General features: G+C 67.4%; 18 protein-coding genes and 2 pseudogenes. 8 read left to right on the plus strand and 12 right to left on the minus strand.

Features of this window, described 5'->3' with window-relative positions; genetic code table 11:
- The first annotated feature begins 121 nt into the window (after nt 1-121).
- From CYFUS_RS24250 to CYFUS_RS52875, 4 genes are all read left to right on the plus strand, one after another.
- Nucleotides 122-1012, plus strand: coding sequence for a fascin domain-containing protein (locus CYFUS_RS24250; protein WP_232537742.1), 891 nt, complete (start codon nt 122-124; stop codon nt 1010-1012).
- Between the two features lie 473 nt (nt 1013-1485).
- On the plus strand, nt 1486-2007 hold the full coding sequence (locus CYFUS_RS24260) for a hypothetical protein (protein WP_095987391.1): 522 nt from the start codon (nt 1486-1488) through the stop codon (nt 2005-2007).
- A gap of 109 nt (nt 2008-2116) precedes the next feature.
- The gene (locus CYFUS_RS24265) at nt 2117-2749 is read left to right on the plus strand and encodes an ankyrin repeat domain-containing protein (RefSeq protein WP_095987392.1); all 633 of its coding nucleotides are present in this window, start codon (nt 2117-2119) and stop codon (nt 2747-2749) included.
- 60 nt (nt 2750-2809) lie between these two features.
- A complete protein-coding gene (locus tag CYFUS_RS52875; RefSeq protein ID WP_232537821.1) occupies nt 2810-2872 on the plus strand; it encodes a DUF5953 family protein in 63 nt (20 codons plus the stop codon).
- Nucleotides 2873-2904: 32 nt separating this feature from the next.
- Here the strand turns inward: CYFUS_RS52875 and CYFUS_RS54610 are convergent.
- Nucleotides 2905-3249, minus strand: a pseudogene (locus CYFUS_RS54610) (DUF2381 family protein); the annotation flags it as partial.
- Nucleotides 3250-3666: 417 nt separating this feature from the next.
- On the opposite strand from CYFUS_RS54610, the gene CYFUS_RS24275 reads away from it, so the two are divergent.
- Nucleotides 3667-4686: an NADP-dependent oxidoreductase gene (locus tag CYFUS_RS24275; protein ID WP_095987394.1), complete on the plus strand. Its 1020-nt coding sequence runs from the start codon at nt 3667-3669 to the stop codon at nt 4684-4686.
- A gap of 39 nt (nt 4687-4725) precedes the next feature.
- Here the strand turns inward: CYFUS_RS24275 and CYFUS_RS50850 are convergent, their stop codons facing one another.
- Nucleotides 4726-4941 carry a DUF3418 domain-containing protein gene (locus CYFUS_RS50850; RefSeq protein WP_157758620.1) on the minus strand — a complete coding sequence of 72 codons (216 nt, stop codon included), beginning with the start codon at nt 4939-4941 and terminating at the stop codon, nt 4726-4728.
- Between the two features lie 227 nt (nt 4942-5168).
- Between CYFUS_RS50850 and CYFUS_RS24285 the strand changes: the two genes are divergently transcribed.
- Nucleotides 5169-5612, plus strand: coding sequence for a RidA family protein (locus tag CYFUS_RS24285; protein WP_198316741.1), 444 nt, complete (start codon nt 5169-5171; stop codon nt 5610-5612).
- A gap of 399 nt (nt 5613-6011) precedes the next feature.
- On the opposite strand, the gene CYFUS_RS24290 is transcribed toward CYFUS_RS24285, so the two are convergent.
- The 3 genes from CYFUS_RS24290 to CYFUS_RS24300 all read right to left on the minus strand — a co-directional run bounded on the left by CYFUS_RS24290 (nt 6012) and on the right by CYFUS_RS24300 (nt 9108).
- Complete coding sequence (locus tag CYFUS_RS24290) at nt 6012-6257, minus strand: hypothetical protein (RefSeq protein ID WP_157758621.1); 246 nt, start codon at nt 6255-6257, stop codon at nt 6012-6014.
- Nucleotides 6258-7604: 1347 nt separating this feature from the next.
- Nucleotides 7605-8288, minus strand: a complete 684-nt coding sequence (locus tag CYFUS_RS24295) for a GyrI-like domain-containing protein (RefSeq protein ID WP_232537743.1) — start codon at nt 8286-8288, stop codon at nt 7605-7607.
- A 70-nt stretch (nt 8289-8358) separates the two neighbouring features.
- Nucleotides 8359-9108, minus strand: coding sequence for an SDR family NAD(P)-dependent oxidoreductase (locus tag CYFUS_RS24300; RefSeq protein ID WP_095987397.1), 750 nt, complete (start codon nt 9106-9108; stop codon nt 8359-8361).
- Nucleotides 9109-9312: 204 nt separating this feature from the next.
- Between CYFUS_RS24300 and CYFUS_RS24305 the strand changes: the two genes are divergently transcribed.
- Nucleotides 9313-9789 carry a MarR family winged helix-turn-helix transcriptional regulator gene (locus CYFUS_RS24305; protein ID WP_095987398.1) on the plus strand — a complete coding sequence of 159 codons (477 nt, stop codon included), beginning with the start codon at nt 9313-9315 and terminating at the stop codon, nt 9787-9789.
- A gap of 265 nt (nt 9790-10054) precedes the next feature.
- On the opposite strand, the gene CYFUS_RS24310 is transcribed toward CYFUS_RS24305, so the two are convergent.
- The 4 genes and pseudogenes from CYFUS_RS24310 to CYFUS_RS54615 form a co-directional block, all read right to left on the minus strand.
- Complete coding sequence (locus CYFUS_RS24310) at nt 10055-12199, minus strand: xanthine dehydrogenase family protein molybdopterin-binding subunit (RefSeq protein ID WP_095987399.1); 2145 nt, start codon at nt 12197-12199, stop codon at nt 10055-10057.
- Nucleotides 12199-13215 carry an FAD binding domain-containing protein gene (locus CYFUS_RS24315; protein ID WP_095987400.1) on the minus strand — a complete coding sequence of 339 codons (1017 nt, stop codon included), beginning with the start codon at nt 13213-13215 and terminating at the stop codon, nt 12199-12201. Before CYFUS_RS24315 ends, CYFUS_RS24310 begins: the two co-directional genes overlap by 1 nt.
- Nucleotides 13215-13835 (minus strand): (2Fe-2S)-binding protein, encoded by a 621-nt coding sequence (locus tag CYFUS_RS24320; RefSeq protein ID WP_095987401.1) that lies wholly within the window; start codon nt 13833-13835, stop codon nt 13215-13217. The genes CYFUS_RS24315 and CYFUS_RS24320 overlap by 1 nt, the downstream gene beginning before the upstream one ends.
- Before the next feature lie 447 nt (nt 13836-14282).
- Nucleotides 14283-14917 (minus strand): annotated as a pseudogene (locus CYFUS_RS54615) (DUF3418 domain-containing protein).
- A gap of 542 nt (nt 14918-15459) precedes the next feature.
- On the opposite strand from CYFUS_RS54615, the gene CYFUS_RS24330 reads away from it, so the two are divergent.
- The gene (locus tag CYFUS_RS24330; protein ID WP_095987402.1) at nt 15460-18135 is read left to right on the plus strand and encodes a DUF7507 domain-containing protein; all 2676 of its coding nucleotides are present in this window, start codon (nt 15460-15462) and stop codon (nt 18133-18135) included.
- Nucleotides 18136-18144: 9 nt separating this feature from the next.
- Here CYFUS_RS24330 and CYFUS_RS50855 read toward each other — a convergent pair whose 3' ends face one another.
- From CYFUS_RS50855 to CYFUS_RS24345, 3 genes are all read right to left on the minus strand, one after another.
- Entirely contained in the window at nt 18145-18843 is a 699-nt protein-coding gene (locus CYFUS_RS50855; protein ID WP_157758623.1) for a hypothetical protein, read from the minus strand.
- 310 nt (nt 18844-19153) lie between these two features.
- Nucleotides 19154-22864 carry an ATP-dependent RNA helicase HrpA gene (gene hrpA / locus CYFUS_RS24340; protein ID WP_095987404.1) on the minus strand — a complete coding sequence of 1237 codons (3711 nt, stop codon included), beginning with the start codon at nt 22862-22864 and terminating at the stop codon, nt 19154-19156.
- A gap of 222 nt (nt 22865-23086) precedes the next feature.
- A complete protein-coding gene (locus tag CYFUS_RS24345) occupies nt 23087-24406 on the minus strand; it encodes a leucine-rich repeat domain-containing protein (protein ID WP_095987405.1) in 1320 nt (439 codons plus the stop codon).
- Nucleotides 24407-24516: the final 110 nt, after the last annotated feature.

The raw sequence follows: 24516 nt of genomic DNA on the forward strand, positions 1-24516 counted from the left end.
TAAGTATTCAAGACCCTCCCTTCGTGCCGCGTGCGCGATTCTGTTCCTCGCGAATGCGTGCGCCCCGACGAGTGACTCACCTGAAGGGCAAGACGTTGCAACAGAGACCGCTTCGAGCGCATTGCTCGCCTCCGGCGTGAGCTTCAAGACGGTGCTCGGCGGCCGCTATGTGGGCGCTCAAAACAACGGCGGCGGCGCGGTCATCGCGACGGCGACGAGCGCCCAGGATTGGGAGAAGTTCTCGATCGAGGACATCAACGGCGGGGCCCTCGAGAGTGGGGACAAGATCTTCATCATCGCGGGCACCGGGCAGTATTTCCAGGCCGCCAACGGCGGTGGCTCCACGCTGAACGCCGCCAGCGCGAATCGCCAGGACTGGGAGACGTTCCGCATTGTCAAGAAGAGCGGGACCGGTGCGATCGCCAACGGCGACGTCGTCGGCCTGCAGACGGTCACGACTGGCCATTGGGTGTCGGCGGAGAACGGCGGTGGCAGCACGGTGTTCGCGTATGGCGCCGCGCTCGGCTCGTGGGAGCAGTTGACGATCTCTGGCTTGTCCGGAGGCACGACGCCGCCTCCTTCCGGTACGGGCTGTGACGCTCCCGGCCTCGTCTGGAAGACCGCCAGCAAGACCAACTACACGTCGTACCCGGATCCGGGCAGCGAGGAGTGCACCAAGTACAACGGCTGCACGTGGGCAGGGCAGTTCGCGGCGTGTTCGGGGAAGAAGTCGGAGGCGTGGGTGGCGGCACACAACATCGTCGCGGTGTTCCCCAACATGAACGCGCTCAAGCTCCACGACCTCTGCTTGAAGTCCGGCACGAAGACCATCGTGGTCACCGTGCTCGACACGTGCGCCGACTCGGACTGCAGTGGTTGCTGCACCCAGAACAAGGGGAACGCCGACGCGCTGATCGACCTCGAGAGCTATACCAACGCGCGCTGGGGCGTCCCCGACGGCAGGATCCAATGGGCGGACCTCGGTCCGACCAAGGGTAGTGGCTGCAACTGATTCCCACTCGTGGGTCGCCGAGCAGCCAGCCCTGGTGCTCGCTCGGCGAGCTTCAGTGCGCACTCAACGGTCGGCAGGTACCGCATTCCACTAGCCGCCGGTGCGCCTTCAGGCGGTCGAGCGTAACGGCACGAGCCGAGCGCACGAGTTCGCCGAGTTCCGAATGGCCCTCGCTGCCGACCGAATCGGCATAGCCGGTGGGCCTGAAAAGGCGCGGTACCTGAAGGATGACCTCGGTCTCGACGACGCTGTCGACTACAAGGCGCCTGACTTCGCCGAGCAACTTGCCCGCGCATTGCCCGATGGCCTCGGTAGGCTTTTCGACAACGTCGGTGGGTACATGTTTGAAGCGTTGATGCCCTTTTTTCCCAGCGGCCCCGGGCCGGAAACCGCTGAGCTTCCAGCAGGTGAGGGGGGCGGAGGGACTCGCACAGGCGGGCCGTGCCAGGACGTGGGTTGAAGTTCCCCCCCGAGTGGGCCCGTTGCTCGTGTTCCTTGTGCTGCTCTACCCCTCCAACACCGCCGGACCGGAGATCGACCGTCGCCCGGAGTGGTTGGACACGCAAGAGGAGTACGAGGCCCGTCTGCGAGAGCTGGCGGAGGAGTCGCGGCGGCTTATGGAGGAGCGTGTACCAGAGGATGCCGAGCCTGATTTTGATTCGGCCCCGCTGATGGCCACCAGGGAACCCAAGACTTGGTGGAACACGATAGATCCAGCGACGGGTAAGTTCTACACCAGTGTGGATGAGTATGACCGTGTTCCCCGTCACGAGGGTCAAATCTGTAAGAACAGTAAGCTTGACGAGTTCGAAGAGCAAAAGCGCGTACTCTATACGAAAATCCCCATCCTCGATCCGAGGCATCCTAATTCATCGAATGAGAGATGGGAGCCGGAGATCCCTTGCTCCAATATCCGGAATCGTCTCAAGGCCATGCAGAAAGTCCTTGATAAACGTGAGGAGATAAAGAAAAAAATGCTTCGGAGGAAAGTCTGATCCTGGCCACGATAAAGCAATTGGTGACCTCGAAAAAGGCATCGCGTACCTGAAGCGACTCGAAGGGACGAATTGCGCCCCAGGTCATCCGATGGCGGATAGGTGAATCATGTCCAGGGAGCTTTTCGCAGCGATCAAGCAGCACGATACAGCACGGGTCAAGGCACTGCTCGAAGGGGGAGCCAATCCAAACGAGCCACGGGCAGAGGGTCGGGGGCTGCGTCCGCTGCAAGAGGCCATCTTCGCACTTTACGATGGGGGCGAGCTCGACGTGCTCCAGGCGCTCATCGAGCACGGCGCGGACGTCAACGCCTGGGATGTCGAGCGGGACCAAACTCCCCTGTTGACGGCCGTCTGCGAGCGAGAGGTGGCGGCCCTCGAGGTGCTCGTGAGGGCGGGGGCCGATCCCAATGTGCGCAGCGGCGGAGGCGACACGCCGCTGCGGATATGCGCGGATTCGGGCTACTTGGCCATGGCGGCTCTGCTGCTGTACGCGGGGGCCGCCCGGACCATCAACGACTGGGGCGGGATTTCCGGGTACACAGCTCTCGGGCTTGCGGCACTTCGACTGGACCTCCCCATGGTCAAGCTGCTGCTTGCCGCAGGCGCTGACACGAGGGCCCCAGACGAAGACAAGCGGCCCGCTCATTACTGCATGCCACCGCGCGCTGAATCTGATTCCCAGACATGGGACGCCGTGTTCGAACTGCTCGGAGGCGCGAAGGACCGCATGCCGTTGTAGAATGAATCTCGTGCGCCTCGGGCTCGCGGCCGTGCCGCTCGACCTGACAACCCCGCCCGTCTGGACGCTCTCAAACGAGCCTACGAACGCTTCCCGGAGAGCGGCGGGCGCACAGCCCCTTGAGGCTCGCACGGCTCCTTCCAGAAGCTCGCAGTGGCCGGGGCGGCGCCATCCGCGAAGCGCACCGTTATTTTGACCCGCTCGCCGGGCAGAAACCCCCGATTGGGATTGACGGTCACGAAGTCATCGCCTTGTGCAACACCCACAGAGCGAGTGTCTGGCGGCAATTCCACGGCGCCCGCCGGCAAGAGGGAGTCAAAATCAAACGTTGTCGGCATGTCCGCGCTGATGCACACCTCACGAGCCTGCCGGGTGGGCTCCGCCAGCAAGTCAAGGCGGGTCGTGGCGATACAAGCGGGGGCGCGGGGTGGCTCGGCGGCTCCTGCGGCGCCGGTGAAGAGGACCAGCGACAGGAGTGCGCCGGGGGATATGGGGAGCACGGAAATTCAACCTCCAGAATGCAAGCGGGGCCACCTCGGCATCTAGTACGACTTGGTCACATGCCGAGGGCGGCCTCGATCTTCCAGGAGAAGAATCCCCTCGGAAAAGGCGCGAAGTGACCGAGTAGTACTAGCCGCCGGTGCGGGCGTCCCAGCCCAGCATCGCGACCTGGGCAACGGCCTCCACGGCCTCTCGGTCGAACGCACGTGGTCGCCCGCGGGCGCGGGCCGTTGTCGTCTCGTCGGCTTGCGATGCCTGTCCAGATTTCCGCATCGGTCGCTACATAAACCCATTGACTCCTCTTGGCAACGTCCCTACTATTTCTGTGTCGACCGTCACAAAAATATTGAACGCCGGGTGAGCTGGTCGGCAAAGCGCTCCCCCTCGGATAGCTGTAGGCTCTTGAAGGAAATGACATGGCAAAGACGTCGAACCGCCAGATCGTCATAGCGGCACGCCCGAATGGCAAAGCCAGATTGAGTGATTTCAACATCGTCGAGCAGGCGATACCTTCTCCCGGTGACGGCGAAGTGTTGTTTCGCAACCTGCTGATCTCGATGGATCCCTATCAGCGCAATCTGATGGGTAATGCTTCCAGCGAGCTGCCTCCGATCGATATTGGCCAACCAATGTCAGGTCCTACCGTCGCAGTCGTTGAACAGAGCAGAAATGCGAATTTCGCCGTTGGCGATCATGTCGTCAGCTGGTCGGGTTGGCGGGAATATGGGCTTTCCAACGGCGCTGACCTCCAGAAGATCGATCCTGAGGCGGCGCCGCTATCAACCGCGCTCGGAGTGCTGGGTCATACTGGCCTGACGGCATGGCTCGGCGTCAGCAAGTTCCTTGATCCAAAGCCCGGCGGCACGTTCGTCGTCACTGCCGCAGCAGGATCAGTAGGTTCGGTAGCAGCGCAGCTTGCCAGGCTGCGAGGGCATCGCGTTATCGGCATAGCCGGTGGGCCTGAAAAGGTGCGGTACCTGAAGGATGACCTCGGTCTCGACGACGCTGTCGACTACAAGGCGCCTGACTTCGCCGAGCAACTTGCCCGCGCATTGCCCGATGGCCTCGATAGGCTTTTCGACAACGTCGGTGGGTACATGTTTGAAGCGTTGATGCCCTACTTCAATCATCACGCGCGGATCGTCATCTGTGGCACTATCGCACAATATGACTTCCCTCATGCGCCTGACGGACCGAACCGCCTTCCGGAGTTGTTGAAGTCGTTCCTCTACAGGTTCATTGAAATCCGCGGCTTTGCACTGCCAGATCACCTTGGAAGCCATCCGGAATTCCTTGCGGAGGTGGGTCCCTTGGTCTCTCAGGGCAAGATAAAGTATAGCGAGGAGTTCGTGGACGGGTTCGAAAACATTCCGGACGCTTTTTTAAGGCTATTTGACGGCCGCAACCGCGGCAAGCTGATCGCCAGAGTTGGCTGAGATCACTGGCTCTCGTCGCGGACGCACCGCCACTCGCTTCTAGCGCAGCGCGGCGAGGGCCGCGCCGACCTTGGCCACCGTCACCGACACGGGCGTCGTCACCTCCGGAGCGAAGAGGGCCACGCGGAGCTCCTCGAAGGCCCACCGCGGCTCCTGCGCCGCCTCCTGGTCACGCAGACTCCTGGAGGCACACGCCGGCCGCCGCGTTCCCCTCCTCCTGGAAGGACGTAGCAGGGGAACGCGGCGGCCGAACAAAGCGGGTTCCAGAGCCCGGTGAGTTTCCGCCAGAGCTTCAAGCGCGCGCTGCATGTCAGTCCGAGCGAGTGGCGCAAGACGTTCGGGAGTTGAGGCGGGCGCGCATCGCCGCCCTGGCCCGGCGCATGCCGCGATGCCTCGCCGGAGGAGTGCGAGGCTCCCTCGGATGGGGGGTGCTGCCGGCGGTGGGACCGTTAGAATTCGGCTTCCACTCAGAGGGCGACATCATGAGCAGCTCGAATCGAAAGACCGCCAGCTTCGGGGTTCCTTGGGAAAAGGCGTATGGCTACGTGCAGGCCGTACGCTTGAACAACACCATCTACGTCTCCGGCCAGCTTTCGCACACCCCGCAGGGCGAGCTCGTCGCTCCGGCAGCGCTGGGCGCGGACGGCAAGCCCGCGGACTTCTCGACCATGGAAGCGCAGATGAAGCGCACCTACGAGAATGCCGAGATGCTGCTGGCCGAACTGGGCGCGACCATGGCGGACGTGGTGGAAGAAACGTTGTTCGTGCTCGACGTTCCGTCTGCCTTCGCAGCCAGTTCGAAGGTGCGGCCGCTGGTCTACAAGCAGGCGGTGCCGCAGGTTGCCAGCAATCTGATCGGCGTGTCTGCCTTGGCCTTCCCCGAGCAGCTGATTGAGATTGCATTCAGGGCGGAAGTTCAGGGCTGAGCCCGGCCGCGCGCTCGCATCGGCGAGCCGTTGCCGGCTACGCCGAAGCGCCCAGCGACGCCTGTGCCAGGCGTGAGGTTCAAGCCCCCTGGGCGTTTTTTCCTACCGTACGACGTCAACCATCCGGGCCGCATGGGCACACGGCGGCCCGGAGGGCCCCCCAGGGGGAGGCAGCAGGGGAGTGGGCGTCTTTGGCCGCGTGACGGCTCGAGGCTCAACGCCACGAGTGCTGGGGTGGCCCCCGCGCTGCGGCCAGCGGCAGCAGGCCGCGTGGGCAGTGACAGGTGCTCCAGAAGGGCGCGCACGGCGTTGGGAGCCCGGAGGGCCAGCCGACTTGCATGAGCGCACGCCAGCGCCCAGTGCCGGCGGCGTAACCGCTCACCAGAAGGAACTGCAATATTAACTCTCCTCCCAAAAGGACCGCGGAGTCAAAAAGACCCCTTGTCTCGCCAAAATCCGGTCGGTCTCCAGTAAGGCTTGTAGTTGCTGGTATAGCATCGGCTCGTCAGGGAATTTCTCCAAGGCCTCGCGTTCGAGCGCAGGATCTTTGGAAAGGGCATCCAATTTTTCGGCATCTCGGGCCGCTGCAACGCGGACATCATTAACTTTATCAAACAACCACAACACGCTTTCTGTGGTTTTCATTTCTCCCCTTTGAATTGCTTATCCAGTGCGAAAGCTATGTCGCTATAAAGCAGCTCAATTTGCGGCAAACTCCGAAATGGCTCGCACAGCCCAAACTGCCAGTAAAACACGGCGTCAACCTCAGCGCGTCGCGCCGGAATTGGGTCAACACCTCCAAGCCTGGGAGTGTGCATGGCTTGGCGAATAAACTCAATCAACTCCAAATTCGCACAGTGAAGAAGGAGGCGCGCAGTGACGCACTCCCGGGGCGTACGAGGAAGGTTGTGTCGAGTCTCCTCTTGGCCCGAGGACTTGGAGGCGCGCAAGACTCGCTGACGACAGCTCAGCAGTTCAGGAGCGCCAGGACTCGGCCGAGCAGCCAGTAGCTCGTCAATGTCTGGCGGGGACGCCGGCACAGGCTTCTTGACCGCTTTCGGCTCATCCGCGGCCCAGAGTCCAAGCTCCCTTGTCGGAGGAAGTACTCGCGTATTCGGCGAGCGGTCGATGGGCGCGCTCTGCTCGCCCGGCTGTCCCACCATGGGTGCCCCCGCTCCCTCGGGGACGTACCGGGGAACAGGCACTGGCATGGACGGAGCTGGAGCTGGAGGTGGAGCCACTGCCTGGGCATGAACCACCGTGGCGACCAGCACGCCGAGCCCCATTACACGAGAGGTCATTTCGCAGACTCCTACTCGAAACGTCATGCCCCGTGCTTCTACCCTCGTTTCCATCGTCCAGGCAAGGCCCCCCGGGCGCCTACAGTGCTTTCCCGCCGCAGACTTCATTTTGAGTTCCTGGATTGCCTCTCAAGCACTGCGATTATATCGCTAACGACAAGCTCAATATCTGGCAGGCTCCGGAAGCGTATAGGCGGAATGGGGGCGATATGGAGGGAGAGGGCTGGAGCCGAGGGTGCGATGAGAGCTGTGCGCTGTGCCGGTGGAGACGCGGTGCAGCCCCATGGGGCATACGGCGGCCCAAAGGGCCGCCCAGGGGAGGCAACAGGGGAGTGGGCGTCTTTGGCAGCGTGACGGCTCGAGGCTCAACCCCAGGAGTGCTGGGGTGGTCCCTGCGCTGCGGCCAGCGGCATCAAGCCGCGTGGGCAGTGACAAGTGCTCCAGAATGGCGCGCACGGCGTTGGGTGCCGTCAGTACGCCAACACCCGGCGCCTGCCTCTACACCAGGCACAGGTGAAGACATCCAACGCTTTGCGTCCTGCGCAGCAGCTTCGCGAGAGTCTACTCTCGGCATCCGCTCCTTCTTCGGCTCCTTCCCGCGCGCCGCCTCAGGCGCCATTCGCGGCGCCACAAGGCGCGCTGCAGCAGCGCCAGCGGCACGATCCACACCATGCAGGCCTGCCGCCGACCCCTACGCGACCGGCTGCCTCAGGATCGTGCGCAGCTTCGCCGGCTCGACCTTGCGGAAGTCGCTGAGGTAGATCTCGTGGTGCTTGCCGGTCATCGCGAGCCCCTCACCCGGGATGAACTCGTGATGCATCTTCTCGAGCACCGGCGCCTCATCGTCGAACGCGCCGACGTGCAACGTCTGTACGCATCGCCCCTCGTCGAGTGTTTCGAGACGCACCTTGTCGAGGCTCGCCGGCCGATCTCCGGCGGCGACCTTGGCGACAGCGGCGTCGAACATCTCGGGCGTGATCCAGTCCGGCACCATGATCATCGCGGTCCAGTCCCACTTGGACTTGTCGCGCGAGGATGTGAACGACGCCATGTCGTCTGACCACCACAGCGCTTCGAGCGGCATCACAACGTAGTCGCGCCCGAGCTGCTGCTTGCTCGCGAATTTGAGTTTGTACGCGACCGGGTATAGCGCGGAGAGCGCGTCGGTGTACTGCTGTGCGGTGTTCGGGTCTCCGTGACCGTCCACCATGAGGTACTGCGTCGGTGGAACGTCGACGATCCGGTAGACACCGCGCTTCGCCTGATAGGAATCGAGCGTCTTCTTGAAATCGATCTTCTGCTCGGACATGTCGGAGCCGCGCGATGCCGACCGCTTGCTCGATGAGGCCGACGAGGTGGAGATCAATCGCTTCATCGCCGGCCTCGAGTAGACGCCGGCCCCAGGCAGGGAACGAGGGGTGTGCACCTCATGGGCAGAGCGCCCACTACCTGGGCAGCCCTGAGTAGTCAGCCGGGCCCGCGAGCTGACCGCCGTCGACGGCGAGCTCCGCACCGGTGACGAAACTGGAGTCGTCGGAAGCGAAGAAGAGCACGGCGCGCGCGATGTCCTCGGGCTCACCGACCCGGCCGAGGGCGATGCCGCTGGTGTCGAACACGACGTCGGCGGTCATGGGCGTCCTGGTCTGCCCGGGGTGCACCGCGTTGACGCGGATCCCGTATGGGCCGAGTTCCAGCGCCGCGGTCTTCGTGAGTCCGCGGACGCCCCATTTGGCGACGACGTAGCCGGACATCCGCGGGATGCCCTGGAAGCCGCCCACCGAGCCGATGTTGACGATCGAACCCCGCTTGAGCTTCCGCATTCCCGGTGCGACGGCCTGAACACCGTTGAACACACCGATGAGGTTGACGTCCAGCATCCGCTGCATCCGTGCGAGATCCCAGTCCTTCAGTTCGCCAGGGTCGGCGATCCCGGCGTTGTTGACGAGGATGTCGACCGTACCGAAGCGCCGTTCGGCGCCGTCGACCACAGCTGACCAGGACTCCGGCGACCTGACGTCGAGAGTGGCGGCGGTCACCTTCGGGCCGAGTTCGCCGGCGAGCTCCTCGGCGCTCGCGATGTCGACATCGGCCGCGATCACGTTGGCGCCCTCCGCGGCGAGGAGGCGCACCGTGGCCGCGCCCATCCCCTTGCCTCCGCCCGTGACGATGGCCGTGCGCCCTTCTACCTTTCCCATGGTGTTTCCTTTCTGATAGGTGATACATCACCTTCCTGTTTATATGCTCAATCACCCAGATTCGCTTGTCAAAAGCGCACGGCGTGGTTCGCGCAGCTCGCGAGGCATCGGCGGCCCGTCGCCATCGATGGGGCCCGCGTATCGTGAATCTCGAGGCGCTCATGCGCGTGGGCGCGACAACAACAACAGTGGAGGGCAACCTGAATGAAGGAGCTTGACGAACGTGAGCGACGCGCATGGTCGGGGCTGCTCAGGATGCAGGACGACCTGCGCCGTCACATCAGCCGACAGCTCATGGAGGACAGCGGGCTCTCCTGGGCCGATTTCGCGGTCTTGTTCGGGCTCTTCCAACAACCCGACGGCCGGCTCCGGGTGTTCGAACTGCGCGATCTGCTGCGCTGGGAGAAAACGCGGCTCATACATCAGGTGTCGCGAATGGCCACCCGCGGCCTCATCGAGCGGCAGGCCTGCCAAGACGATAGCCGCGGGAGCGTGGTCGCTCTCACCGAGGCGGGGCGCGAGATCATCCAGGCCGCGGCCCCACGCCACCTTCAGGACATCCGGGAGGTGTTCTTCGACGTGCTCACCCCACGGCAACTGGACGTCTTGGCCGATGTGGCGGAGGCGGTTCTCGACAACATCGACGAGAAGGACGGGCGGGAGTCCGACCTCGAGCAATGACGTCGACGCGCCCCGTCGAGGTGGCGCGCTCACCCTCTTCCCTGGACTCCGCCCGCATGCTGTCCGAGCGGTCGCGCGTCGCTGAGAGGTGATGTATCATCCTGGGCGGGGTGATACATCACCTCTCAGAGCATAGGAAGGACAGGAGCCCTATTGGGGGTAGAGGGCGGGAGCAGAGGGGGGAGTAGCTCCCGGCGTCCCTCTTTCGAGGGACGCCGCGCGCTCGCGCAAAGCCGCCCGCCAGCGGGAGGCGCGCCTGGGGGGCCTACAGCAGGTCCTCGATCCGGATCGGCATCTTGCGCACGCGCTTGCCGGTCGCGTGGTAGATGGCGTTGGCGATCGCACCGGACGCACCGGCCATCGCCACCTCGCCCAGCCCCTTGGCGCCAATCGTATTGGTCAGCGGGTCGGGCTTGTCGATGAAGGTGACGTCGATGTCGCCCACGTCGGCGTTCACCGGCACGACGTAGTCGGCGAGGTCACAGTTCAGCCAGCCGCCAAAGCGCGGGTCGACCTCGGTCTCCTCGCGCAGCGTCGCGCCAATCGCCCAGACGACGCCGCCCAGCACCTGGCTCGTCGCGGTCCTCGGGCTCACGACCCGCCCGCAGTCGACGACGCTGACGACCCGCGGCACACGCACCCGCCGCGTGCGCGGCTCGACGTGGACCTCGACGAAGTGGGCGATGTAGCTGAACGACGTGAACGACGGATAGTGGGGTCCCCACACCCCGAAGCCGCCATGCCTGAGCGCGTCCAGCACGCTGGGATCCTGTCCGGGCCCGACTTGCGACGCCTCGATCTCCAGGTACGGGCGACGCACCTTGAGGAGCCGCTGGTGCAGGTTGCCGGAGAGCTCGCGACCCGCGAACAGTGCGTCCGCCGCCTCGCGCATCTTCGCCGCGGCGGTGGCGGCGGCGGAGACGACGCTCGTCGTGCCCGACGAGCCGGAGGTGGGGTGCTGCGGCGCGGCACTGGTGTCGCCAATCAAGATCTCCAGCCGGTTGGGATCCAGATCGAGCTCGCGCAGCAGCACCGAGGCGATCGCGGTGCGCATCCCCTGACCCATCTCGTGGCCGGAGGCGGCGTAGCGCGTCCTGCCGTCGGCGTAGACGCGCAAGGTCACCAGCGAAGGCGTCGTCATGGACGGATAGGCGCCGCAGCCGATTCCCCAGCCGACCTGTGTTCCGTCGGGCAACGCCATCGACCCCGGCGCCGCGGTCCGCCGCTCCCAGCCGAAGCGTTGCGCCCCCTCGCGGATGCAGTCGTTCAGGAACCGCGACGACAGCGGCTTGCCATGGAGCGGGTCGATCGTCGTGTCATGCCGCAGACGGAACGCGACCGGATCCTCGCCGAGCTTGTAGGCGAGTTCGTCGACCGCGCTCTCGAACGCGAATTGGGAGGGCTGAGGGAACGGCGTGCGCATGTAGCCCGGAGTCTGCGTGTCGATGCGGATGTTGCTGGCGGTGCCGAGATAGTCGGCGATGCCGTACATCTGCACCGTCGCCTCGTGGTACCGCGGAGGGAAGTTGCCCGAGCGCGACTGCTGGTGGTCGGCGTCGTACTGGACCGCGACCATCTTGCCCGCGTCCGCGCCAAGCTTGACGTGATGGCGGCTCCTCGGCCGGAAGCCCGCGTTGTGGAAGATCTGCGCGCGCGGCATGACCAGCTTCACCGGGCGTCCGAGCAGCATCGCGGCGTGCGCGACGAGCGTGGTCTGGAGCTGAAACGCGCCCTTCTGCCCGAAGCTGCCGCCGACCGAGGGGCTCTTCACCTCGATCAGTGAGCGGTCCAGCCGAAGCATGAGCGCGAGCCCTGTCGTCATCGGGCCCGAGATCTGTGTCCCTTCCCACACGGTGAGCTTGCCATCCGACCAGTGCGCGGTGGTGGAGAGCATCTCGATCGGGTTGTGGTGCTGCGCCGGGCTCACGTAGGTGTCGGCGTGCGATGTCGAGGCGGTCTCCATGGCGAGTCGGGCGTTGCCGGCCTCCACACCCGCGAACGGCTCGTGCACCGCGCCGGTGCTGTCGATCAGCGCGCTGAAGGTCTGGTCGGCATAGGTCGCGCGCACCGCCTCGGCGCCCTCGATCGCGGCCTCCAGCGTCTTGGCGACGACCAGCGCCACGGGCTGGCCCCGATAGGCGATCTCGCGGATGAGGGTTGGCGGCAGGGGCAGCCCTCCCGAAGGGGGCGGGGGGGGGAAGTCGTCGGCGGTCAGGATGCGTACCACGCCGGGCACGCGCGCCGCCGCCTCGAGCGACAGCGAGGTGAGCTGGCCCTTGGCGATCCGCGCTGGCACGGTCATCGCGTAGAGCAGGCCCGGCAGGGGCACATCGGCGGCATAGGCGGTACGGCCCATGACCTTTTCGCGCGCGTCGACGCGGGCGCGGTCAGGGAAGGGGTCGGTGGTCATCAGGCATTCCTCCCAGCGGCGATCAGCAGCGCGTCGGCGACGGTGCGCGCGCCGAGTTCGATCTTGAAGCGGTTGTCGTGGCCCGGCGTCGCGCCGGAGAGCGCCGCGCGGCCCGCGGCGAGCGCGGTCTCGGGGGTGAGTGGCTGGCCGACGAGCGACTGCTCGGCGGCGGTGGCGCGCCAGGGTCTGGTCGCCACCCCGCCCAGGGCGATCCGCGCGCGGCCCACCCGGTCGCCATCCATCTCGAGCGCGACCGCGGCGGAGGCGAGCGCGAAGGCGTAGCTCTCGCGGTCGCGGATCTTGTGATAGGTCGACGCGCGTCCAGCGCGGGTCTTGGGCACGACGATCGCGATGATCATCTCGCCCGGCTGGAGCGTGAACTCCAGATGAGGGGTCGTGCCGGGCAGGCGGTAGAGGTCGGCCACTGGCAGCGTGCGCGAGCCGGTCGGACCGAGCAACTCGAGGGAGGCGTCCATCGCCACCAGCGCCACGGGCCAGTCGCCCGGGCTCACCGCGGTGCACGCGTCGCTGGTGCCGAGCACCGCCTGGCCGCGGTCGATCCCACCGATCGCCGCGCAGCCGGAGCCAGGCTCGCGCTTGTTGCAGGGGAAGGTGCCGACCGCGGACGGGTTGCCGGTGCCGTTGCGGAAATACAGGCAGCGCGTGCGTTGGAGGAGGTTGCCCCCCACCGTCGCCATGTTGCGCAGTTGCTGCGAGGCGGCCTTCCACAGCGATTCGGCGAGCAGGGGATAGTCGCTCTGCAGCGTGCGATCGGCCGCCACCGCGCTCATCGGCGCCAGCGCCTCGAACCGAAGCTGGTCGCCGCTGGTGTCGATCCGGTCGAGCCCGCGGATCGAGGTCACATCGATCAGGTGGCGCGGCCGGTCGATGTCGAGCTTCATCATGTCGTACAGCGACGTGCCACCCGCGATGTAGCGCGCGTCCGCGCCAGCGCGGCTGTGCGCGGCCACCGCCTCGGCGGCCGACGTCGGCCGGGTATAGGTGAACGGTTGCATCAGCCCCTCCCCATCTTGGACGCGGCGTCCTCGATCGCCGCGACGATGCCGACGTAGGCGCCGCAGCGGCAGATGTTGCCGCTCATGTACTCGCGGATGCGCTCGCGCGACGTGGCGTTGCCCTCGCGCACGCAGGCGACCGCGGCCATGATCTGGCCCGGGGTGCAATAGCCGCACTGCAACGCGTCGTGGTCGATGAACGCCTGCTGCATCGGGTGCAACTGCTCGCCGTTGGCCAGCCCCTCGATCGTCGTCACCTCGCGACCCTCGACCTTGGCCGCGAGCGTCAGGCACGACGCGACGCGACGACCGTCGACGTGGACGGTGCAGGCGCCGCACTGGCCGTGGTCGCAGCCCTTCTTGGCGCCGGTCAGCCCCATCCGCTCGCGCACCAGGTCGAGCAGCGATGTGCGCGTGTCGATCGCGACCTCCACCGCATGGCCGTTCACCGTCGTTCGCAGGTCGAGCGGGTTGCCAACCTCCGGAGGCGGAGGCACGGGGGCCTGCGGCGACAGAGGTTGCTCGCAAGCCAGCGACAGCGTCAGCAGCGTCGCGCCGGCGCCCAGCGCGGTCCGCCGCGTGACTGTCAGGGGAGCCGTCGTGTTCTCATCGTCAGCCATGGCTGCCTTCTCTCCATTTCGTGTCGAGCACGCATGCGTTTCCCGTGAAGTGTTTCATTTGGTTCCGTTTCGGGAAGGTAACGATTCGCGCGGGTCCCTGTGAATCACGGGATTCCCGACACACTGTCTGGTAGATGGAGACAATGAGCCGTGACCTCGACGCCCTCAAGGTCTTCCTGGCATGCCCAAGAAGGCACGCGTGTCCGCGCACCTGAAGCGTGCCCCGGGTTTTCTCGCGGAGGCCGGGGAAATCACGGCGCTCTTTCATTCCCTGTGGACGTTTGTCGATGTGCCATGGCAGAAGCCCACCAACAACTTTGAAGCGAGTTTGATGATGTCACCGGGAGCGCGGGCCGTACTACCCGCCTACCGGCCGGCGGTGGGCAGTCGGGCGGCAGCACTTCGAGGACGCCGATGCGCTCGTCTCGGCCGCGCAGCCGCTCGCTTCTAGCGCAGCGCCGCGAGGGCCGCGTCGACCTTCGCCACCGTCACCGACACGGGCGTCGTCACCTCCGGAGCGAAGATGGCCACACGGAGCTCCTCGAAGACCCACCGCAGCTCCCGCGCCGCCTCCTGGTTACGCACGGTGGCGCACCTGGCGAGGAAGGTCTCCCACAGGGGGTGAAGGGCGCGGCCTTGCCTGCGTCCTTGCCGGGGTTGGCCACCGCACGCGACAGCCGTGCCTGGGCCGCGCGGAGGTAGCGCGGGTAGTTCAGCAGGCGCGCGAAGGGAATCCACTCGATGAGGTTCGCGGGGAACAGGTGCCCGAGCTGCGAGCGGATGTCCCGCACGGCCGCCGCGCCGCTCGGCCCCTTGGATGCGGCCTTGAGTGCGGCGAGCGTCGCGGCGAGCTCCGAGGAGGTGACAGCGACGGCGTTCGCCCAGTCCCGGGTCGCACGCTCGATGAGCGGTGAGCCCTCACCGACCAGCGCCTCGAAGGCCGCCTTCGTGCGGGGCAGCGGCGCACCCGGTGCGAGCTTGAACGCCTCGTCGACGCTGCGTGCGAGGACGAGCGCCCGGAAGGCGTCGGCCTGGCCCCGCGCGGGCGGCGCGCCGTCCAGGGACGGGAAGGGCGGCGGCATGCGCGCGGCGCTGACGGCCACGTGTCCGCGCGCCGAATCTGGTAGCCGACGTCCGTGCCCAGCTCCGTGCCGAGCTCGCGTGCCACGCGCGCCGCCACGCTCGTCGCGGCGATACGCCGGGGCTGGGTGACGCCAATCTGGCGCGGGCGGCCGCGCCCCATGGAGAGCAGGACTTTCGGCAGCTGCGTCGTCTTCCCCGAGCCGGTGGCCCCCGCGACGATGACGACCTGATGGGCGGCGAGGGCCGAGGTGATGTCCTCCACCCGGCTCGAGATGGGGAGCTCGGGGGGGAAGTGCAGGAGGGGCAAGTCGCCGGGGATGGGGACGGGTCTTGGCGACACTGAGTCCAGCTGGGTTTCGGGCAACTCCCCAGCCCCCCGGTACGCCAGGCCTGCCAATAACAGACAACGACGGGAGCCGGGGCTTGCCGGCGCCGGCGGCCCTGATCCACCGTGCCGGCCATGTCAAACATATCAAACATGTCAAACGGTTGGAGTCACCTCGAAGCTCGTCGTTTCACCCCGCCGAGGCTCCTGCTCAGGGTGGTAGCGGCCAGCTTCTTCCTGGCGCTCTCCGTGGCCGGAGTGGCGGATGCGGGAGGACTGGCGCGGGCCGCCCCTTCCCCCAGCGCCGCACGCCACCAGGAGCACCCCGACCTCCCACCGGCGCTGCGCGAGGCCGTCGAGAAGTCTCTTTATCGGATTCGGGATTATCAGTCCTCCAACCCGGCCCAGGGCTTTGGCGCCAGCTTCAGCGAAGATGGCTTGCACCTGGCGGCGCGCGGGCCCTCGGCCGGCTCCTGGCAGTGGCGCATGAGCCTGCGCGGCTACGGCTACGGAGAGCAGATGCAGCCGGTGGCGGCGGCCGAGCGGCTCGTCCGTGACAACCGCATCGAGTACCAGCGCGGGCCGCTGACGGAGTGGTACGTCAACGAGCGCCAGGGCCTCGAGCAGGGCTTCACCCTGGCGGCGCCGCCGGCGGGGCGTGAGTCGGGCGAAGCGCTGGTGCTGCGCCTGGGCGTGAGTGGGGCCTTGCGGGCCGTACTCGAGGACGACGGCGAGCAGGTGGCCTTCTTGGGCGCGGACGGCGAGCGGGTGTTGAGCTACAGCAAGCTCGCCGCCTTCGACGCCAGGGGCCGCCGGTTGCCCGCCCGGATGCGCCTGGCGCGGGACGAAGTGCGGCTGGAGGTGGATGACCGCGGCGCGTCCTACCCGGTGACCATTGACCCGCTCATCGTCACCGAGCAGGCGAAGCTCACCGCCAGCGACGCGGCGGCCTTTGACAACTTCGGCTGGTCGGTGGCGCTCAGCGGCGACACCGCCGTCGTCGGCGCTCCTGACGACGACACGGGGGCCGGCTCGGCCTACGTCTTCGTGCGCAGCGGCACCGCCTGGAGCCAGCAGGCGAAGCTCACCGCCAGCGACGCGGCGGCCCTTGACAGCTTCGGCACCTCGGTGGCGCTCAGCGGCGACACCGCCGTCGTCGGCGCATATGGTGACGACACGGCGGCGGGCGAGGATGCCGGCTCGGCCTACGTCTTCGTGCGCAGCGGCACGACCTGGAGCCAGCAGGCGAAGCTCACCGCCAGCGACGCGGTGGCCTTTGACAGATTCGGCTCCTCGGTGGCGCTCAGCGGCGACACCGCCGTCGTCGGCGCTCGTGGCGACGACACGGCGGCGGGCTCGGAGACCGGCTCGGCCTACGTCTTCGTGCGCAGCGGTACGGCCTGGAGCCAGCAGGCGAAGCTCACCGCCAGCGACGCGGCGGCCGGTGACCTCTTCGGCTGGTCGGTGGCGCTCAGCGGCGACACCGCCGTCGTCGGCGCTCCTGACGACGACACGGGGGCCGGCTCGGCCTACGTCTTCGTGCGCAGCGGCACCGCCTGGAGCGAGCAGGCGAAGCTCACCGCCAGCGACGCGGCGGCCCTTGACAGCTTCGGCACCTCGGTGGCGCTCAGCGGCGACACCGCCGTCGTCGGCGCTCCTAACGACGACACGGCGGCGGGCTCGGAGACCGGCTCGGCCTACGTCTTCGTGCGCAGCGGCACGGCCTGGAGCCAGCAGGCGCACCTCACCGCCAGCGACGCGGCGGCCGGTGACTTCTTCGGCTGGTCGGTGGCGATCAGCGGCGACATCGCCGTCGTCGGCGCATATGCTGACGACACGGCGGCGGGCCAGCAGGCCGGCTCGGCCTACGTCTTCGTGCGCAGCGGCACGGCCTGGAGCCAGCAGGCGAAGCTCACCGCCAGCGACGCGGCGGCCTTTGACAGCTTCGGCGTCTCGGTGGCGATCAGCGGCGGCACCGTGGTCGTCGGCGCTCTTGGCGACGCCGGCTCGGCCTACGTCTATGTGCTGCCGCTGGACGCCGATCTGAAACTCAGCAAGCAGGCCAGCCCTGCTTCGGTGGTGGTCACCGGACAAAACATCACCTATACGCTGACACTCACCAACCAGGGGCCGGCCACCGCCACCAACGTCGTCGTCACCGACTTCCTGCCCGCCTCGACCCACTTCGTCTCGTGCGCCGCGAACCAGGGTGGAGTCTGTGGTGGAGCCGGCAACAACCGCAGCATCCACTTCGCCTCGCTGGCTCCTTCCACCACGGCCACCATCACCCTCGTGGCGGCCGTCAACTGCAACGTGGCCGACGGCACGCCCATCATCAACTCGGCCAGCGTCACTTCCGACACGCCAGATGCCAATCCCACCAACAACTCGGCGACGGTGCAGAGGAGCGCCTCCAATCCAGCTCCCGTGGTGAGCTCCTGGGTCATCGCTCCCCTTCTCTGGCCCCCGAACAACAATCTGGTCAATGTCGGATTCATGGGCAACGTGATCGACAATTGTCCTGGGGTCACTCTCCAGGCGTTTGTGTTCGGCGACGAGGATGACCAGGCACCCACCAGCCCCGGCGTCATCTTTTCGCCGGACGCCAAGGATATTGCTCCGGGCACGCTGCGCTTGCGCGCCGAGCGCGTGGACAGTGGCAACGGGCGGGTCTATCTGATTGTCCTCAAGGCCACTGACTCGGGAGGCAGGGTGGGATTCAGTGTCCAGACCGTGGTCGTGCCCAAGAGCATGAGCATGGCGAACATCATCTCGGTCAACAACCAGGCGGCAGCGGCGAGGGCCTTTGCGCTGGCCAACAATGGCAACCCGCCACCCGGCTATTTCCCCATCGGCGAGCCTGGCGCTCCAGTGATTGGCTCGAAACAATAAGAGATAACTTTAGTTCCAACCCGGTCCGCTGGTCGTAATCGTCGTTTTCCAGGGACCGCTCGGCACGTCGCTGGCGTCGACGAATTTCCATGATGAGACGGCTGAGCCGCCCATGCCGAGGTAGGTCGAGACGGCTGGTGAGACGTCCAGGCCGGCTTGGCTGTACTTCGGTGCGGCCGAGCCGAAGACATAGGCTGAGTCATTCTCGTTGAACGGGCCGACGTCTTCCCACTGCGCGTAAACAGTGCGGCCATTGGCGGTAATTTGGATCCAGCGGTTCTTGAGGATCGATTGGCCGTCGGCCAGCTTGCCGTTCGACCAGTAGACCATGCCCAGGTCTTTCTTGGGGCCGTTGTTGCCGTAGTCGCTAAAGGGCAGGGCGAAGTAGAAAGCGTTCTCGAGCGGCGTGAAGGCGCAGGGGTTGTAGCCGCAGCGGTTGTCGGGGTCGTCGAAACCGCCGAAGTGGCTCTGCCAGTCATTCTGCCAGGCACTGGCGACGTTCGGGGTGTAGCCGTTGTCGGGGCTGGCTAGCTCGCCGGCCCAGAAGACGGTGGTGCGGATGCCAGTGTGCAGCGGGTAGCCGCCGGGGGGCTGGTGCCGGGGCGGGAGCTGGCGCCGGCGTGGCGTGGGGCAGGGTCTGGCGGCTGGCGAGTGAAGTGCTGTTGGCGGCTGTAGCGCTGGAGGTGGCGGTGCTGTTCTGGCTGCCACAGGCCGCTCCTGTCTGTGTACCCGCGGTGCTGTTCGAGCCTTGGCTGCTTGGGGCGTTTCCGGCTTGCTTGCTGTCTTTGGAAGAGGTGTTGGCCGCCGCGCCGGGCTTGTTGCCACTCTGCGCTGAACCGGCGGTGAGTGCCAGGAGCAGGGCGGTAGCAACGGACAGAAACAGGGGCTGGATGTTGCCGCTCTCTGCGTGCACTGGCATGGCTCACTTCCCTTGGGCTCCCGTCAGCTGCCTTCCCACGCCTCTCTGCCCCAACCCCCTGCCCTCAACCGTTCCCCTATTTCTCTTATGCGTTCGCTCCTAGCGCAGCGCCGCGAGGGCCGCGTCGACCTTCGCCACCGTCACCGACACGGGCGTCGTCACCTCCGGAGCGAAGATGGCCACGCGGAGCTCCTCGAAGACCCAACGCAGTTCCCGCGCCGCCTCCTGGTCACGCACGGTGGCGCGCCTGGCGAGGAAGGTCTCCCACAGGGGGGTGAAGGGCGCGGCCTTGCCCGCGTCCTTGCCGGGGTTCGCCACCGCACGCGACAGCCGTGCCTGGGCCGCGCGGAGGTAGCGCGGGTAGTCCAGCAGGCGCACGAAGGGAATCCACTCGATGAGGTTCGCGGGGAACAGGTGCCCGAGTTGCGAGCGGATGTCCCGCACGGCCGCCGCGCCGCTCGGCCCCTTTGATGCGGCCTTGAGTGCGGCGAGCGTCGCGGCGAGCTCCGAGGCGGTGGCCTTGACGGCCTCCGCCCAGTCCCGGGCCGCACCTTCGATGCGCGGTGAGCCCTCACGGACCAGCGCCTCGAAGGCCGCCTTCGTGCGGGGCAGCGGCGCACCCGGTGCGAGCTTGAACGCATCGTCGACGCTGCGTGCGAGGACGAGCGCCCGGAAGGCGTCGGCCTGGCCCCGCGCGGGCGGCGCGCCGTCCAGGGACGGGAAGGGCGGCGGCATGCGCGCGGCGCTGACGGCCACGTGTCCGCGCGCGGCGAGCATCAGGAGCCGGCGGACCCCCGTGCGCGTGGCCGCGTCGGCGGCGGAGGAGGTCTCCAGCAGCACCAGGTCCACGGCGGCGCCCCGGTCGACGAGCGCGGGGTAGCTGCGGATCTCAAGTCCGCCGACCCGCCGGGTGACCATGGGGGGCAGCTCGCCAAAGGTCCAGGCCGTCAGCCCCTTGCGCTCCCAGTCCGAAGTCGGTGCCGCGCTGCGCAGCGCCGCCCGTGCATGTCCCCCATACTGCTCGAGCAGCGCGTCGGCGTCGCGGCTGCGCGCGAGCTCTCTTCCCCGTTCGTCGAGCACCCGGAGCGTGATGCGCAGGTACGGCGCCACGGCATCCGCCCGGAGGGACTCCTCGGGCACGTCCACCCCACACAGCCGGGACACCGCACGCGCGAGCGCTGGAATCATCGGCCCGCGGAAGGGCACCAGTTCCTTCTCGAGACGGTCGATCAGGTCTGGCACCGGCCCCAGCTGCTTGCGCTGGGCGCGGGGGAGCTGCTCGAGCAGGGCGGTGAGCTTCTCCCGCTGCCACCCGGGGATGGTCCAGTCGAGCTCACCCGGGACCCACTGGGCGAGCAGCAGCAGCGGCACACTCAGGGTGATGCCGTCGTCCTCGGCCGCGGGGTCGAAGGTGTACGTCACCGGTACGGACGTGCCGTGCAGGGTGATGGCGTCCGGGTAGTACGCCGGGGACAGGCCCGGGTCGTGCGAGAGGGCATCCTCCATCGAGAGGACGAGCACGTCGGGGTCGGCCGCCTCGGCCTTGCGGCGCCAGGCCTCGAAGCTCGCCCCGTCCGTCACGTCCTCCGGGACGCACTGGTCGAAGAACGTCAGCAGCGCCTCTTCGTCGAGCAGCTCGCTGCGCCGGGCCTTGTCCCGCAGGCGCGCCACGCGCTCGAGCACCTGGCGGTTCTTCTCCTGGAACGCCCCCCGGGTGCGGTACTCGCCGCGCACCAGGGCATGCTCGAGGAACATCAGCCGTGCCCGGGCGGGGTCCATGCTGGCCAGGGACACGGGGCGCTCCTTGAAGACTTGAAGCCCGAAGAGGGTCGCGTTCTCCTTCACGACGGCGCGCGCGGACTTCTCCGACCAGTGCGGTTCGGAGTAGCTGCGCTTGAGCAGGTGGGGGGCCGCCGCCGCGAGCCACTCCGGGTCGAGCTTCGCCACGGTGCGCGCGAACAGCTGGGACGTCTCCACGAGCTCGAACGCCATCACCCAGGCGGGGGGCTTTTTCGCGAGCGCCGACGAGGGGTGAACCATGAAGCGCGTCTGCTTCGCGCCCGTATAGTGGCGCTGCTCCGGATTCCACTGGCCGATGCGGGACAGGAGCCCGGTGAGGAGCGCCTGGTGCAGGACGTCCCCGCGCGCCGGGGCGCCCCGGCCCTTGCGCGGCAGGCGCAGCTCGCGGACGGTCTCCTCGAGCTGGCGCTGGACGTCCCGCCACTCGCGCACCCGCAGGAAGGACAGGAAGTTGTCCCGGCACACGCGCCGCAGATGGGACGTCCCCCGGCCCTCGGCCTCGCGCACGAACGCCCACAGCTTGAGGAGCCCCGTGAAGTCCGAGTGCTCGTCACGGAAGCGCCGGTGCAACTCGTCCGCCTTCTGCGCGAGCTCCCGTGGCCGCTCGCGCGGGTCCTGCAGGTTGAGCGCCGCGGCGACGATGAGCACCTCGTCCAGGCACCCGTACTCGGCGCCGGCGAGAATCATCCGCGCGATGCGCGGGTCCACTGGGAAGCGCGCGAGCTGGTACCCGAGCGGCGTCAAGGTGCGCTCCTTGCCCTCGATGGCCCCGAGTTCCTCGAGCACCCGCCAGCCCTCGGCGATGGCCCTCGGCTGGGGCGGGTCGAGGAAGGGGAAGTCCTCGACGTCACCGAGGCCGAGGGACTTCATCCGCAGGATGACCCCCGCGAGCCCGGTGCGCTTGATTTCCGGGTCGGTGAAGGCGGGCCGCGTGGTGAAGCTCACCTCGTCGTAGAGGCGCACGCAGATCCCCTCGCGCACGCGTCCGCAGCGCCCTTTGCGCTGGTCGGCGCTGGCCTGGGAGACCGGCTCGATGTGCAGGCGCGTGGTGCCCGAGCGTGGGTCGTAGCGCGACAGGCGCGCCACCCCCGTGTCCACGACGTACACGATGCCCGGGATGGTGACCGACGTCTCCGCGACGTTGGTGGCGAGGATGACCCGGCGCTCGGGGAGGGTGGCGAAGACGCGCGACTGCTCGGCGGCCGACAGGCGCGCATACAGGGGCTGCACCACCGTGCCGCGGAGCTCGCGCGCGTTCAGGGCATTCTCGGCCTCGCGGATTTCCCGCTCCCCGGGGAGGAACACGAGGACGTCCCCGTCCGGGTCGAGCGAGAGCACGTCCGCCACCGCATCGGCGACGGAGTCGGCGAGCTCGGCGTCCTCGGGGGGCGGCTCGTAGAGCACGTCCACCGGAAAGGTACGGCCCTCCACCTGGATGACCGGAGCCCCCCCGAAGAACTGCGAGAAGCGCTCGGTCTCGATGGTGGCCGAGCTCACCACCACCTTGAGATCGGGGCGCCTGGGGAGGATGCGCTTGAGCCACCCCAGCAGGAAGTCGATGGTGAGGCTGCGCTCGTGGGCCTCGTCGAGCACGATGGTGTCGTAGCGGCTCAGGAGCGGGTCGCTGTGAATCTGCGCGAGCAGGACCCCGTCGGTCATGAACTTCACGGCCGTCTGCCGGGACGAGCGGTCCTCGAAGCGAATCTGGTAGCCGACGTCCGTGCCCAGCTCCGTGCCGAGCTCGCGTGCCACGCGCGCCGCCACGCTCGTCGCGGCGATACGCCGGGGCTGGGTGACGCCAATCTGGCGCGGGCGGCCGCGCCCCATGGCGAGCAGGACTTTCGGCAGCTGCGTCGTCTTCCCCGAGCCGGTGGCCCCCGCGACGATGACGACCTGATGGGCGGTGATGGCCGCGGTGATGTCCTCCACCCGGCTCGAGATGGGGAGCTCGGGGGGGAAGTGCAGGGTGGGCAAGCCGCCAAGGGTGGGGACGGGTGAGTCGCCGGACATGGCTGCATGGCCTATCACTGAAGCGCACGCTCCGCCCCTGACGAATCGTGTGGGCACCTGCGCGCCCGGCGTTCAGGAGGACGTTCGACTTTGTACCCCAAGGGGACTGCGCGGCCTCGCCACCGGCTTGGCGCACCACTCGGCCGGCCCCCGTCCGCGGCCCTCCTCGACCTCTCTGCACCAGCCCACTCCCTCCACAGGCCTCCCATCCTTCTTAGACGCTCAGTACCCCACGTGCAGGCGGCCGGGAGGTAGCGCCGCCTCCAATCGCTTCACCTCCGCCTCGGGGATGCGGTCCAGCCCCAGTTTGAACTGCTTCAGCCGGGCGAGCGGCGCGAGGCCCCCCGGCAGCGCGGACAGTTCTCCCTGGAAGAACCCGGCATGCGTCAGCTTCGGCAGCCGCCCGAGCCCGTCCACCAGCACCTGAACCCGCCCCGGCGTCATCTTGTAGAAGCGCCACCACCAGAGCTTCTTCAGCCGAGGCAGTCGGGTCAGCACCTCGGGGAAACCCTCCAGCGCCATGGCGTCGAGGTACAGCTCCTCCAGGGACTCCAGCTCTCCGAACGCGTCCGGGAGCCGGGAGAGGTTGTTGCAGTACCGCAGGCTCAGCTTCTTGAGCGTGGGGAGCCGGCAGAGCTCCACGGGCAGCGTCTTCAGCGGCAGGCTCTCCAGGCTGAGGCTCTTCAGCGCTTGAAGCTCGCCGATGCGCGGGGAGATTTCCGCGATGTCGTTCGTGTCCAGCGTGAGGCTCTCCAGCCCGGTGAGGGAGAAGACCTCCTCGGGGATGGCCTTCAGCTTCTTCTGCGCGAGCCCGAGCCGCGTGGCCTTCTCGCCCCGCGCCGCCTTCTCCTTCACGGCGGCGATGGCCTTCTCCACGGGGTCGAGCCGGGCGTCCGCCAGCACGGGCTTCCCCGCGCGCAGCTTCGCGAGCAACCCCTTCCGGTCCAGCGTCGAGTCGATGACGCCGTCCTCGTCTTCGTCCTCCACGGTGAAGGCGCCCGGTAGGAGCGCCTCGTGCGGCTCCAGCGTCTTTCGAGGCCGTCCCGTCGCGGTGAGCTTGCTGCCCACGAGCACGTCCACGTCGAGCGCACCATAGACGTGGACGTGGTGGTGCTCCTCGACGAGGGTGCGTGCCGTCAGCCCGCCGCCGACACAGAAGACGTCGTCCCCAAGCGAGTCGCCGAAGAGGAGTCCCCGAATCCGGGCGTTGCCCGCGATGAAGATGGCGGAGAACGTGGCGACGTTCTCCACCTCCAGGTCTCCCAGCACCACCAGGAGGGTGTGGTCGGCCGCATGGCCGTCCGAGAGCAACCCCTTCACCCGGACGCTGCCGGAGACGACGAGCGGCCGGGGACCGACGACGAGCGAGTCGGCCTCTACACCTCCCTCGTGGAAGAGGACGCCCTGCTCGGTGATGCCCTTCCACCACGAGGCCAGCTTCTCCCGCCACTCGGGCGTCGCCACCGCCTCCACGCGCGGCCACACCTCGCGCGCGGAAGTTTCACGTCCCCAGACCCGCACTGCGTCCTGCTTCGCCGACATGTCCCTGGAGCTCCCTTCCGGAAGCCATCAGGCCATGGAGTCGCCGCGAGGGCCAGTCAGCGGACGCGGACGACGTGGCGCATGAGAGGAATGGGAGCACTGTCGAGGGC

It is taken from the genome of Cystobacter fuscus, assembly GCF_002305875.1.
Classification (GTDB): Bacteria; Myxococcota; Myxococcia; order Myxococcales; family Myxococcaceae; genus Cystobacter; species Cystobacter fuscus_A.